General features: G+C 33.3%; 15 protein-coding genes. 11 read left to right on the top strand and 4 right to left on the bottom strand.

Annotated elements, in window-relative coordinates:
• Positions 1 to 66: 66 nt before the first annotated feature.
• The 4 genes from ACZLO7_RS18680 to ACZLO7_RS18665 all read right to left on the bottom strand — a co-directional run bounded on the left by ACZLO7_RS18680 (position 67) and on the right by ACZLO7_RS18665 (position 3,212).
• On the bottom strand, positions 67 to 1,155 hold the full coding sequence (locus ACZLO7_RS18680; RefSeq protein ID WP_464938338.1) for a hypothetical protein: 1,089 nt from the start codon (positions 1,153 to 1,155) through the stop codon (positions 67 to 69).
• Between the two features lie 52 nt (positions 1,156 to 1,207).
• On the bottom strand, positions 1,208 to 1,726 hold the full coding sequence (locus tag ACZLO7_RS18675) for a hypothetical protein (protein ID WP_464938339.1): 519 nt from the start codon (positions 1,724 to 1,726) through the stop codon (positions 1,208 to 1,210).
• Positions 1,727 to 2,077: 351 nt separating this feature from the next.
• Positions 2,078 to 2,581: an ImmA/IrrE family metallo-endopeptidase gene (locus tag ACZLO7_RS18670; protein WP_464938340.1), complete on the bottom strand. Its 504-nt coding sequence runs from the start codon at positions 2,579 to 2,581 to the stop codon at positions 2,078 to 2,080.
• Between the two features lie 271 nt (positions 2,582 to 2,852).
• Positions 2,853 to 3,212 (bottom strand): helix-turn-helix domain-containing protein, encoded by a 360-nt coding sequence (locus tag ACZLO7_RS18665; protein WP_464938341.1) that lies wholly within the window; start codon positions 3,210 to 3,212, stop codon positions 2,853 to 2,855.
• 368 nt (positions 3,213 to 3,580) lie between these two features.
• Between ACZLO7_RS18665 and ACZLO7_RS18660 the strand changes: the two genes are divergently transcribed.
• The 11 genes from ACZLO7_RS18660 to ACZLO7_RS18610 all read left to right on the top strand — a co-directional run bounded on the left by ACZLO7_RS18660 (position 3,581) and on the right by ACZLO7_RS18610 (position 13,833).
• Positions 3,581 to 4,765 carry an IS256 family transposase gene (locus ACZLO7_RS18660; RefSeq protein WP_464941454.1) on the top strand — a complete coding sequence of 395 codons (1,185 nt, stop codon included), beginning with the start codon at positions 3,581 to 3,583 and terminating at the stop codon, positions 4,763 to 4,765.
• A 232-nt stretch (positions 4,766 to 4,997) separates the two neighbouring features.
• Positions 4,998 to 5,264, top strand: coding sequence for a hypothetical protein (locus tag ACZLO7_RS18655; protein WP_464937900.1), 267 nt, complete (start codon positions 4,998 to 5,000; stop codon positions 5,262 to 5,264).
• Between the two features lie 204 nt (positions 5,265 to 5,468).
• Entirely contained in the window at positions 5,469 to 5,648 is a 180-nt protein-coding gene (locus tag ACZLO7_RS18650) for a hypothetical protein (RefSeq protein ID WP_464937899.1), read from the top strand.
• A gap of 102 nt (positions 5,649 to 5,750) precedes the next feature.
• Entirely contained in the window at positions 5,751 to 5,957 is a 207-nt protein-coding gene (locus ACZLO7_RS18645) for a hypothetical protein (RefSeq protein ID WP_464937898.1), read from the top strand.
• Between the two features lie 90 nt (positions 5,958 to 6,047).
• Positions 6,048 to 6,527 (top strand): RNA polymerase subunit sigma-70, encoded by a 480-nt coding sequence (locus tag ACZLO7_RS18640; RefSeq protein ID WP_464937897.1) that lies wholly within the window; start codon positions 6,048 to 6,050, stop codon positions 6,525 to 6,527.
• Positions 6,528 to 6,843: 316 nt separating this feature from the next.
• A complete protein-coding gene (locus ACZLO7_RS18635; RefSeq protein ID WP_464937896.1) occupies positions 6,844 to 7,677 on the top strand; it encodes a chitobiase/beta-hexosaminidase C-terminal domain-containing protein in 834 nt (277 codons plus the stop codon).
• Between the two features lie 44 nt (positions 7,678 to 7,721).
• Entirely contained in the window at positions 7,722 to 8,144 is a 423-nt protein-coding gene (locus ACZLO7_RS18630; RefSeq protein WP_427753382.1) for a hypothetical protein, read from the top strand.
• 32 nt (positions 8,145 to 8,176) lie between these two features.
• Positions 8,177 to 8,548, top strand: coding sequence for a hypothetical protein (locus tag ACZLO7_RS18625; RefSeq protein WP_464937895.1), 372 nt, complete (start codon positions 8,177 to 8,179; stop codon positions 8,546 to 8,548).
• Positions 8,538 to 11,471 carry a hypothetical protein gene (locus tag ACZLO7_RS18620; RefSeq protein WP_464937894.1) on the top strand — a complete coding sequence of 978 codons (2,934 nt, stop codon included), beginning with the start codon at positions 8,538 to 8,540 and terminating at the stop codon, positions 11,469 to 11,471. Before ACZLO7_RS18625 ends, ACZLO7_RS18620 begins: the two co-directional genes overlap by 11 nt.
• Positions 11,468 to 12,190 carry a hypothetical protein gene (locus ACZLO7_RS18615; protein WP_464937893.1) on the top strand — a complete coding sequence of 241 codons (723 nt, stop codon included), beginning with the start codon at positions 11,468 to 11,470 and terminating at the stop codon, positions 12,188 to 12,190. The genes ACZLO7_RS18620 and ACZLO7_RS18615 overlap by 4 nt, the downstream gene beginning before the upstream one ends.
• The gene (locus ACZLO7_RS18610) at positions 12,187 to 13,833 is read left to right on the top strand and encodes a hypothetical protein (protein ID WP_464937892.1); all 1,647 of its coding nucleotides are present in this window, start codon (positions 12,187 to 12,189) and stop codon (positions 13,831 to 13,833) included. Before ACZLO7_RS18615 ends, ACZLO7_RS18610 begins: the two co-directional genes overlap by 4 nt.

The following is a 13,833-nucleotide window of genomic DNA, read 5'->3' as shown; positions in this document are numbered from 1 at the left end:
ATTTAAAAAAGTTAGTTTATTACTGAAATAAATATCTCTGCAAGCATTTCTCTTTATGTTTAAATATTACTTTTTTAATCGTTCATCTCTTATTTTATGATACATCTTTTCAGCATGTTTCATTAAAGCAAAGTATTGCTTTTCTAAAATTATTTTTTCTTCTTTTGAATTCATTTCTTCGGATGGTAGTTGAGCAAATTTTCCATTGGCAGAATCATTTTCGACTAAGGTTTCAAAATCTCTTTTAAATGGAGTTAGTTCATCACTTATTGATTCCGTATCATTAATTGGAATGTTTTCTTTAGTATTTGAAAGTGGATCATTAAAAATAGTATTGAATGTAATGGGTACTCTTTTTTTGTTCGTTTGTACCACATTCGAAATTTTCCCTTCACCCGTATAATCGACATTAGAGCGAAGTAAAGAAGATGGATTTAAATCGATAGAAGAATCAACCTCCGAGAACAGCGAAGGAGGTTGATCTACATCGATAGATAATGTTTTATCTAACAAATATTTATTATTTGGAATTGTAACATTAGGTTCATTTATAAAATTAACCATTGGACTGGATTCAGGATTATCAATTTGGAAATCATCCACATTTGCCTTTTTGCTATTTGTCTGTACGCTAATTTTATCTTCAAGAGGATGTTCGTGTTCTTTTTCAATAGTGGATAATGATGCTTCTTCATCATTTGATTGTATAAGGGGGATTTGAGAAACTTCTTCAATTTTATAATTACCTTTATATATATTTGATATAAATGAATTCTGAATATATAATTGCTCTCCATTGCTTATTAAGATGATATGATCATCCGCGATTCTACTTAGTAATCCGACAAAAAATTGTTGACTCAAACTATTAATTGTGACCCAGTTGTATTTTAAGTCTTTTAATACATCAGTCAAACGATCCCTATCAAAATAAGGAATCGTTTTGGGGAAATTACGAATGTCGGTAGCGTCTTTTGAAAGTACATGGATTTGGTGAAGTGAAAAATAATGCACAATGTCATTCACATCAACAACAAGGTGGTCTTGTTTAACTTCCAGTAAAGTGCCTTTTATAAATTGATTGCAATTTAGATATAAACCAATTTTAGCACCTTTAAGTTCCCCTATTGATCGTCCAAAGCTCTCCTCTTTCAAATAGGGGTCTCCTCTCATGAGTTATTTTCACTTGCGAATAAAATACTAATGGTTATTCATGTTCTCCTGAAGAGCTGCTTTCTGAATTATGTTCTTTTTTCTTTGCTGAAGAATCACTTTCTTTTTCTTCTTCTTCCTTTACTTTTTCAACTTTAGCCCCATAGCTTAAGCTTCGAATATGGAACTTTGAAAGTCTGATGATTTCTAAGTTTGAAATGATTATTACATGATCTTCACCAACTTCATCAAGCACACCCTCAAGCATTTCTGGTCCACCACGATTAACTTTGATCCAGTAATATTTTAAGCTGTTTAGAATACTGAAAAAGTCTGCACCTGTTATATATTCGAAGTTTTCCGGAATGTCTAGTTCAAATTTTAAGCCATCTTTTGCATCTATTGTTAAGCTTTTAACGTGTTGTGTACTGTAATAGATAACGCCATCTTCTTCAGTAAGTAATGTAAAATAATCATTTCCTACATCTAATAAAAAACCAATGCGAGATTCAGGCCCCCCACGATCGACCTTAATGACTTTATGCAATAAAGAATTCATTATTTCTTTATTCATCCACTTTTTGCCCCCTGTTTTCATTGTCTTGCTATCTATATGTGCCAATAAATAACGGGTTATGGTCATAAGCCTAATTTTGGGGAAAAAGGTTTGGTTTTCAGAATAATCAATTTGGCATGAAATAAGTTAAGTCTAGTTTATTAAAAGTTACATAATAATTATCCAGAATAATGTGCTATATCGTATATCTGGTATGCAAGGCTTAGAATATCGAAAAGGGTGGTAGCCGATTAATGGCCACCACTATCTTTTGCTTGCAGTAAATACTCTTATAACAAATGTTTTTTATCTGCTTTAAGATTTTACTTATTATTTTCTTTTTAAGAGAAGTCTTAATGGCTATTTTATTTAGTTATAGCTTGTTAAACAGGTGTTTGAATTATCTAAATACTTCATTAAGTAACCTTCTAATCTTTTTTTCGCAAAATCTCCTTCAACATTAAAAGTATCTTGAATAATAAGAACTGCTTGGTAAAAATCATTAGGTAGCTTAATTTGTTCGAGCATAAATGTGGGAATAGCGGTATGTAAAGAAAAATTGTTTGCTTTATATTCTTGATATTCACGAAATAAGGAAGGAAGATTCATTTGATCTCCTCTATGAAAAAGAACATGGCATAATTCATGACAAAAATCCTGCCAATGCCGTTGCGATGATAATTGATTATTTAAAAAAATATAACCACTTTGACTAAAGTACAATGATTGACTAGGGTTGGGCCAGTAAAAGACTTGAATATGTAATTCTTTAGCGATTTGAAGCATGTTAATATCAATCGGTTGTAGAATATTTAATTTTTCATAAAAAACTCTAACATATTCTTCAAGATGACTGTAGTAATATGTGTTCATAACTCTCTCCTTCAAAAACAGAACATGTGTTCCTTAGAGTATAAAATAAAATGTAACAGATTGGAAGTGTTTTTTTTTTGAAAAATATGCTCACTAATAAAATTTCAATTATATAAGTTAATTAATTGGATATTATATATTGTTTTTTTAGTCAATAAAAGAAGACAATTCAGTTGAGATTGAATAAGAATTATTAACCAGCTAAATGGTTTGTAAATCAGATATATATAAGAAAAAGGCTCCAGTTTTTACTGAAGCCTAAGTGAATGATTTAATGTTTATTTCTTTTTATTGTTTCCCACATTTCTCTCAATAATCGTAAATCTTCTTCCTTAGATTTTGGAAGCTCTTTGTACCACTTTTGTAAGTCTGGACTATTTGCAAATGATTGAAACTCTTCTTCATTCTTATCAAAAGGCATTAAAGTCTGAATATTGGACTTACCCAGAAGGTAATCGGAAGTACATTCTAGAACATTTGACAATTTTAATAGTTCCTCATCTTTTATAGGACGATTTTCTGATTCAATACGATTCATTACACTTGCATTTATTCCTATCTTGTTAGCCAGATCTCTTTGATTCCACCCCTTTTTTTCACGCAATACGATTATTCTTTTTCCTATATTCATAAAATCACCCCTTCACAATAAATGATTTAAAATTCCTTATATCTGGATTCTATCATGTGTCTACTTTAACAATATAATAATAAAATTAATTCTTGCATTTCTAAAATAGCAATGATATAGTCTCATTAATTGCTAAAACAGAAATTAATGAGGTGAGTAAAAACGAAATAGTTTTGAATTGTACTTTTCTAATAATAAATTGAAATACATTAATAATTTTATCTATATTATTGCTAAAATAGCAATGTTTTTTAAATGGAAAAAGAGAGCGTAAAATATCTTGTGTAAATGAATAAATAGAAAAAGGAAGACCTTTTCTTGTAGAATTAAGTCACCACAACACAATTCACAGAAAAGAGGTCTTCCCTATGAATAAGTTTACAACAGATATTGTCCAAGCTCTAGTAAAAAAAGAAGATATTAAGGAAGTTTTTCGCACGCACCTAGAATCGGCCGTAAACGCGCTCTTAGCGAGCGAATTGACATGTTTCTTAGATTACGAAAAGTATGACCGTATTGGCTTCAACTCTGGCAACTCTAGAAATGGCGCCTATTCACGGACGCTTCACACAGAATTTGGTGATCTTCAAATTGCCATTCCACGTGATCGCAACGGTGAATTTAGACAACAGACTGTGGCTCCATATAAGCGTTCAAATGATACGCTCGAATCGTTTGTCATTCATATGTTCCAAAAAGGTGTAACGATGACGGAAATCTCTGATTTAATTGAGAAAATGTATGGTCATCATTACACGCCACAAACGATTTCGAATATGACGAAAGTGATGTCTGAACAGGTAGAAGCTTTCCAAGCTCGAGCTCTCTCTGCACGTTATGCGTGCGTTTATTTGGACGCGACATATATCGCTCTAAAACGTGAAACAGTCGCAAAAGAAGCCGTCTATATTGCCGTTGGTATTCGTGAAGATGGTTCTAAAGAAGTCTTAGCTTACACAATCGCACCAAATGAATCAGCTAGAGTTTGGAAAGAACTTTTGGAAGATATCAGAGATCGTGGCACAGAAGAAATATTATTATTCATTTCAGATGGTTTAAAAGGTATTACTGATAGTATTTTCTCCGTCTTTCCCGAGTCAAAATATCAATCGTGTTGTGTGCATCTTGCACGTAATATTGCACATAAAGTACGTGTGACAGATCGAGCTGAAATTTGCGAGGATTTTAAGACTGTTTATCGTGCAGACAACCTCGAAATGGGGCAAAAAGCATTGCAAGAATTTGTGGAGAAATGGAAATCCATTTACCCGAAAGTAACGAAGCCATTGCTTGAAAATCCGTATATTTTCACGTTCTACAGCTTTCCAAAAGGTATCTGGCGCAGCATCTACTCCACAAACTTAATAGAATCCTTTAATAAACAAATCAAGAAATACAGCAAGCGAAAAGAGCAATTCCCAAACGAAGAATCGTTGGAACGCTTTCTTGTATCTCAGTTTGATCAGTACAATCAACGCTTCGCTACACGATGTCATTTAGGGTTCGACAAATCGCGTGCAGAGTTGGAATTAATGTTCAAATCAAAAGAATAAAAGAGCATCTACAAGAAAAGGTCACACTCATTTACACATAAATATTGACGGTCCCTGGAAAAAGAAGGGGGATATAAATTCGATTAATCTATTAGCAATTAAGTATTTATATCTTAGTAAGAATAATATCTAATTAAATGAATCTATATTATTTTTTGGGTTTCGGTTTAATAGTTTTAACTGATTACAAATTTAACTAAGAACAAATCTTACTAGCGAAAGGAAATAATAAATGATATCTACTTTAGTGAGAGATGAAGATTATAGAAATGCATATAAGGAACAAAAGAATATAGAAGAAATACTTTTAGAATTAATTAATCATACTAAGCATGGTAATTATGCAGCTGCTGAGCTTTGCGCAGAAGAAATAATTGAATCTATAAGAGTGATTCGTAAAATGCAAAGTATAAAACGTGAACATGACAAGTTGGTTAAGCTAGTTGAAAACTTAACCAAACAGGGTATTGAGATAGAGTTAATCAAAAAATATGGATGAAGTATCATACCAAGTACTCAACGGGACGTGCAGGATAGGAGTGTATTAGTCTAAATTATATTTTAATGATATTTAAAGACTACTTGTTGTATTAAGTTAAATTATAAAAATACAAGATTAATAATCTTAGAGAGAAAATATGAATTTCTAAGAAGAATAATAATTGTATTAGTTAATAGCTTTAGAAATGGAGAGGTTAAAAAAGTGATTAAAACACAATCAATTTACTCAACTATAGATACTAAATTAAGTGAAAAAATAAATGAATGGCTAACTATGAATTTAAATATTGAAGTTATTGATATTAAGTATTCTGCTGTAATGGATGAAAAATATGATTTATATGAATCAGCACTAATTATTTACAATATGCTTGAGAAATGAATGTATAGGTAAAACTATTTTATGTGACATGTTAAGTACCTACATAATTATCTTAATATTGATGCTGAATAATGTTGAATATATAAACTCTTAGGGGATAGAATGTTGGATATAGAAACAAAAAAAATAGAAGTAGATACAAAGACTTTAACTGCTAAAATAGATGCAAGTGAAAATAAACTGATATATATTGTAGAGGATGGTAAAGTTGAAGCAATTCCTTTACCAGCATATGGTGTTTTAGAGATTCCATGCCAAAATTATAAAATTGGAAACCCATCATATAAAATTACATTAAAAAGAAAATAAAAGCTTAGTCGAAAAAATCGAGAGCATCAGATAAACGTGTAAAAGCGTTTGTTTGGTGCTCTTTTACATTTTAAAAAAGGTGGTTATTAAATGAATTGGGCGCATGATTTATTGATTGAATATTCAAAAGGTAAAAAAGAATTACAACGTATGAAAGGTCAACTAAAGAAAGATGACCGTGAAGTTGAAAAACAGATAAATAGCATGATTGATAGCATGACTTTTGCAATAAATTGGATGGAAACAGGTAGGAACCCTGATTCACAACGTGGTATTGATAAAAAATCCATTTATCATAAGCAATTTTTTGAGAGCATCGATGTCATTCCAGATATCACAGATCAGCTATATGATATAGATTCAAAACAGTTGTATATGACTAGTGAAGAAAAAAGCATACTTGCGGATATATTTACTTCTTGGTCACTAAAAGAACGTCATTGTTATATTGAGCATGTTGTTAATAATAAAAGTTTACAAACTATCGCTAATGATTTGAATATAGGGAAAAGTACAGTTCAAAAGTATATTGAACGGGCGAAGAATAAAGTGAATAATAGGGTTTTCTAAACAGCTATTGTCGTACATTGTCGTACGTAGTTCATATATGTGAGGAGGTATTTTTAAGTAAGCTTGTTTTCATTTCAAGAATCTCTTTATTCAGCTAAAACATTTTCAAAGTAGCAATAAGTAATATTACAGTATTTATTAAGGCAAATGTTGAAAAGTGTAAGGTGAAAAAATGAAGTTTTTGAATTTTGTATTGATCATGAGAAAAGCTTATTCAAATGTTTTTATTGAGATAGGAAGTAAGTTTGTGTTGCAAATTTACACAAGTAAAAAAGTAGCAGAGTTTGAATTAAAGAAATAGGGAGGAAAACAATTTATGGCATATGAAATGTTGAATGGAGCACGTCCAGGCTCTTCACGAAATTTAGTAATTGGACCGGGACTTATTACGAGAGGATTTAATCCAATTACATTTGACCCAAAAGACCGTTCTACTTGGGGTGAATACATCGGAGCAACTAAAGGTGGAAATGAGATTAGTGTTGAAACAGAGTGGCATTCTGTTGAAGTAGATGGTGCACTAGGGACTATTGAGAATATGGAGTGGTTAGTAAAAGCAAATGCAAAACTATCTACTAATATTCTAGAAATGACAAAGGAGAATCTTCAATTAAAGCTACCTGTATTCAATGTAAAGTCTCATGATAATAACTACGATATGATTCGTCATGAGGGTTCAATTGCACCGAGTAGCTCTGATACATTAGCAATTTTTGGTTCAATTACAGGTAAATCTATACCTGTTGTATTTGTATTAGAACGTGCTCGTTGTATTGATTCATTCAATTTGCCTTTAGGTACAGGTAAGGATGATATTGTATTAAAGGCCGAGTTTGTAGCTCGTTATGCTGAAGATAATTTTACGCGCATTCCGTTCTATATACTTTATCCAAAAGGTGGCTCAAATGTTGTTGCACCTGTTGCAACACCAGCTCCTGGAACATATTCGGAAGAACAATTAGTTAGCTTAAATGCAGATGTAAATCACGAAATCTACTATACGTTAGATGGCTCATATCCTACTCCGAATAATGGGATTAAGTATAAAGGGCCAATTACAATTTCAACGACTACAACGATTACTGCAGTTGCTACAAAAGGTCATGATACATCTACACCTGTATCATTTGCATATTCAATTAATCAATAAAAAAACCCCCTTTAAGGGGGTTTTTATTATTAGGGGGAATCACAGTGGAGACACTAATCGGTATCGAAAAAATGGTCATTATTAACGGTGAGGAGATAAAAATTAAGCAACTTGGTTTAAAACACCTATTTAAATTTGTATCAATTCTCAAAAAAGCAAAGATTGTTGGTTATTTTATGCAACTGATGACGGACTTAAATTCCGTTGAAGAGGAAACAGAAGAAGAAAAGAGAGTGAAATATTTACAAGTCGTATTTAATTTAATCTTCGAGTTGGTTGAAGCCGAAGGTGAAATTTATGAATTTATAGGCTCAATTGTAGGTAAGAAAAAAGAAGATGTTGAGAACTTGCCATTAGATGCATTTGTTGAAGTAATTGAAGCCGTCTTTACATCCAAGGATTTAACGGATTTTTTCTCGGCGGTCCAGAGAATTCTAAGCAAACAAACGGACCAGAAAACAGTTTAAAAAAAAGCACCAATATAAACGAAATAAATCCCTTGGACGATTCTGATACACTATATCGAGCAATTGATCGTGTACAAAAGCGTTATAAGTGGACTGATGAATACATTGTTGAAATGCCTTATTCTCGTCTATTCCAACTTATGGTGGATACTGCTTTATGGGAAACTGAAAAAAGCCGTGAAGAATATCGTAAACAAGCGTTTTTAACATGGCGAATTGAGGGAATGTTTGCAACGGAGAACATTCCAACATTTGAAGAATACTGTAATGAATTTGGGTTTGGTGATGTACAAGGAGAAAACAATACTGAAATTACATCATCACAAGAAGCGTTAGATTATATTGATGAGCTATTCAATTGTGCACCACTAAAAGATAGAGAGGAGGATATAGTTGGCAAATAATACTGGTTTTATAGGCTTAGTTGAAATGGTTGGAACGACTATTATTGAAACGGCCAAACATTTAAAGAAAATGGATAATCTAGAGAATAGATCGTTACTATTGGCAAATAAGCTAGAAGAAAAATTAAAAGAGATTTCAGATATTATTACACAGATAGAGTCTAAACCTCATATTACTGTAAATATGAAAGATGCAAAAGAAAATATAAATGCATTAAAAAAAGCTCTAGATGTGTTGTTTGATGAAGTGCATACTAATAGATATTTACAAATCGATACAACCAACGCAATTACTAAAATAAACGCATTAAATACTAAAATAGCAACACTTGAACTTGCTATTAAAATTAATACTTCACAATTAAAAACGCAGATAAATCAAATCAAGGACCAAGCTAATGCGCTAAACGTTATTTTAGAAGATAAAACAATTAATATAAAAATATTAAGCGATAAAGGTTTTAGTAATTTAATAAAAAGTTTTGATTCGTTTAGTGCCAAATTAGATGGATTGTATTCGAAATTAAATATTCTTAGTAAAAAAATAGCAGCAATTGATCTTCAAGCGGCTAATAAATCTTATCCAAGTTATGGATCAATAGATCAGCAAACTACGCCGAATGGTACTCCACCAGCGAATAGTCCTCCAAGGAGTACCAGTTCAAGTTCATCCTTAGCATCGAATATTAATTTGGATGAACTATCGAAGTTAGAGCAATTAAAAATACTCGGACAACAATTGAACGAAATCGTAACACCTGTACTTATAGATATTTCAAGTAAATTTGGAGTAGTTGTTAAGGATGCTGAAAAAGGTTGGGGCAAATTTGCTTCACAGACACTCATAAATACTAAATTGATGGGTGAATATAAGAACCAAATATCGGATGTTTCAGCTGAAACTAGACAATCACAAGAAAAAGTTGGTGGATTATTCGCAGTTTTACATAACAAAATGGGTAAAACGAAGAGTAATATTGCCAACTCTGCAAAAATTGGCTTAAACTTTGCAAAAGTTTGGGGCGTTGATGCTGTAAGTGCAATTTCATCTGTAGATAGAATTTCAAAGAAACTAGGAGTTTCACAAGGTCAAGCTGCGGATATCATGGCTGCTGCAATGAAAAAGTATCAAGGGGACATTAATAAGGCTACCGAAAGCGTAATGGAGAATCAAAACGCATGGAAGAAGACCGGTAAGGTATTAATTGATGGTCAAACCGCATATCAAAAAATGGTTAATAGTATAGATGGTGGTGGTCTTGCTCATTTAGAAATAACAGTTGGTAAACTTGGCAACCTGCTATTAGAGTTATGGAAGGCTCTAGAACCAACTATAATAAAAGTTGCTGACGGACTGTCCATACTTTTTGATAATCTAACAGCCTTCTTACGAGCTCATCCAGGTATAGCTAAAATAGCTGCTCATTTCGGAGCGTTAGCTATAAGTGTAGCTTTAACTGCTTCTAAATTATTACCACTAATAGACATATTACGTAATGTTTCTGGGTTATTTGGAAGCACTGGGACGAATTCAGATAAATTAAAGACCGTATTTTCTAGTTTAAGAAAAATTCTAGGAGGGGTCTTGCCATTAATAAAGAAATCTTTTGGTGGTATTAAAGGCGCCTTTGCCCGCTTCTTGCCAATGCTGTTACCTTTACTAACAAATCCCGTTGTTTTGTTAGGTGTAGCCATTATAGCTGCTTTTGCTATTGTTGCTCGTTATATATACAAAAACAGGAAAGTACTAGGTCAACAAGCAGCGAAGGTTGGTAAGGCCGTTGTTGATGGTCTTATTAAAGGCATAAACTTTCTAAAAAAATGGAACCCTATCTCGCTGTTTAATAAATATATAATTAAACCGATAAAAAAACTTTTCGGAATCAACTCACCGTCGAAACTATTCTATAAATTTGGGCGTTGGATTATTGAAGGTTTAGTAAATGGGATAAAAGGTGCTGTAAAGTTATTAGTAAATATTTTTGCACCATTAGGTATGGCAATAAAAAATTTCTTTAACAGTATCCGTCGTGTTTTAAGTCGGTTTGTTCGCTCTATAACTAGTTCTTTAGGACGTGTTAGAAAAGCATTTTCTCGGATGGCAACGTCTATTTTTAACTCGATAAAATGGGCCTTTAATGGGATATATAATTTTATTATTAAAATTATGTCAAATGTTTGGGGTTTCTTATCAAGAATATTAAGACGTATTCGGAATTTTTTCTCAACAATTCTGGGCAGTATATTAAATAGTGTTGTGACTGTATTCAACAGCATTTATAGCAAAATACGTACAACTCTATCTAACGCCTATAAGTATATCCAAAAAATATTTGGTAAAATTGGTTCTTTCTTTATTGGGCTAGCTAAAAAAGCATGGGACTGGGGTGCCAACATTGTTGAAGGTATCATAGGCGGTATAAAAGATAAGGTTTCTGGTGCAGTAAGTGCTATTAAGGAATTGGGTGGAAAAATCGCAGGTGGCTTTATAGGGAAAATGATCATCCGTTCACCTTCTCGTGTAATGTACGAGCTTGCTTCATTTATTCCTGATGGCGTACGTAATGCTATTCTTGATGGACGAAAACGTGTTGGTAATGCTACGAGAGACCTTGGCAATTCGATTAAAGATAATTTTATTCCGGATGTTGAAGGTGTTCGTTTCGACACTGGTAATATATCAACGGCAGCAATCATACAATCATCGATTTCCCCGAGAATTCGAAATGCTAGTAAGACAGTAGATTTCAAAAATAGATTGAACGGCAAGAAACCTACGTCAATTAAAAATTCAGGAAAACAAATAAATGTCGGGGATGTACATGTACATGTCAAGAAAGCTTCGACTAATGCAGATATCGACTTCCTAAATACAGCGTTAACCGATAGGATTAATAAGGAGGTTCGACGTAAAGAACGATGAAAACAATATTATATACGAGAGACCAAGAAGTAATAATGTATGATCCACAACAGACTGTTTGTGAGGGGCCCTCTGCAACTTGGTTTTCAAGGACTATCTCAGTGGCTAGTGATAAACTAGTCATGATTGCGCTCGACTTCGCTTGTTCGGTTGCGTTAACAGCGACTGGTGAAGTAAGAAAATCACAAATGATAATTGTTGTTAAAAATGTAGATACAGGAAAAATTGTAGAACGTATGAAGGTACGAGGTTCAAGAACATGGACACGTGCCTTTTTTCCATTAGATCATGGCAATTATCAAATCGGTTTTATAACAGATGAAAATTACCGTAATGCCGACAAAGTGTACATGAAAGACTTCTATTACCATGACTATATAGCGTCACCAAACATTGATGCAATTGGTTCTTTAAAGCCGCCAAAGCAACTTGCGGGTATTCAAACTTTCGATACTTTAGAAGGTACAATGAGGTTGCAACGTATTGGGAACAAGGGTTGTGAAATCGAAATGACTCTATACTTTAAAACCGAGACACAATATAGAAATTTTGTACGCTCAAGACACGACAGTTACATGGTTCTTGAATGTAACTATGGCGTTTATGGAGGGTATTTGGCTGGAACAGAGAGTGACCCGAGCACCGATGGGCCATTACGATTATTACGAGTCAAATTACTATCTCCACAACGAGCTGGTGTGGGGGTCGATGGCATGTGAGAAAAACCAATCAAGCACTAATAAGGGCACTCACAACACAATTCCAGAGCGGTAATAACAATTTTCGAAGTCCTACTGAATATGTAAATATTAAAAGGCCGATAACAGCTGAAAACTTTTTTGTCAGTCAAGGAAGACTGCCAAATATCATAAGTATTGAAATCGATGAAGATATAGAAACGACAGCGAAAAGCTTTACAATCGTTTGTTCGAATGAAGATGGGCAGTTATCGCCGGATTACAAAGAGGGGAAGTTTGGTGAACGGAGATTAAATTATCAAATCCCACTTAGTTCACCTTGGCGTAATGTACTAGTACCAGATACTGAACTTGAAATTAGTCTTGGTTATGGCGACAACCTTCTAAAAATGTTGATTGGCTCTATCGATGAAGTTAGCATTAGCGCCGATGGTCGAACAATTACAATCACTGGCCGTTCAAATTATAAAAAAGCACAAGTAAATACATGTATGCCAAAATCAAAAAAATATCTCATCGATGATGTAGATATGAATGTTGGTGTGGCTATAAAGAAATTCTTAGATCATGTTAATATTCCGAATGATATTGAACCAAATATTAAAGAGCCATTCACCGGTATGAGCTATAAAGTTGGTGAAAAGATGGGGATTAGGGGAGAATATCCGCATGATCACGTCGGTAATATGGCTTTTACAACATATTACGCACTAATCGAAAGTTCAAACGGTAAAGTAAAAACAAAAAAATTACCGGATTTTAAAAAGTTAGGTAAAGCAGTAGTTACTTTTGATGATTATATTGATTTAACAGAAGCAGATTACTCAATGGACAACAATGAGGTTTTTGATACGATTACTGTCGTTTCGAAATACAAAGAATTTGAAATTGTGAATGGTAAACGTAAAAAAGTTACCCGTACGATAAAAAATCGATTTACTTCAGCTAAAATTCGTTCGGATATATTGCAAGGCAAACGACGTGAGTTAATCGTTGAAAGCAGCTGGGCAAATACGCCAAAGAAGCAATTTAATACAGCAAAAGCGCTATTTACAAAAATGGTCATGGGTTGGAAGCGTCTCAGTATTGGCGTACCAGCCTATTTGCCGTTGGAATTATTAGATGTCGTATCTGTCCGTGAACGCATTACACAAGTGACTAAGCGTATGTATGTACGCGGTATTCGTACCTCTTATTCAGGTACAGGCTTAACACAAGTAATTGAACTAGCTGATAACACACGATTTGATTTAGACATTATATTGCCACCAACGCCACCTAGTGATATGCCGGAATTTAGCACTACTGAAAGCCGTTTAATAATCAATATATTCGACTTCAAAATTGAAGATGGTGATCGAATGAATATTTATCTAAACGGGCGTAAGATTGTAAACAACTTATTTGTTCGAAACAAGGGAACTGATATTAAGATTGATCTTGAAAAAGGAGCAAATGTAATTAAGTTTGTCGGCATATCTGCTGGCAAGCTTCAGAAATTAACAGCAAATTTCAAAGTGGCAGGTGGATCAGGAAATATTATTTATCCGGTTGGCAAGTTACCAAGTTTAAATATGCCACGGGAAAATATAGCCTCTAAAAGTACCGGACGTTATATCACAAGTAAAAGACCTGTTCGAAACTGGGTCATTCATAGAGTGTAA

It is taken from the genome of Viridibacillus sp. d25.2, from assembly GCF_055456015.2.
Note: the sequence above shows the minus strand (reverse complement) of the source record. Positions and strands in the feature narration are given on the sequence as shown.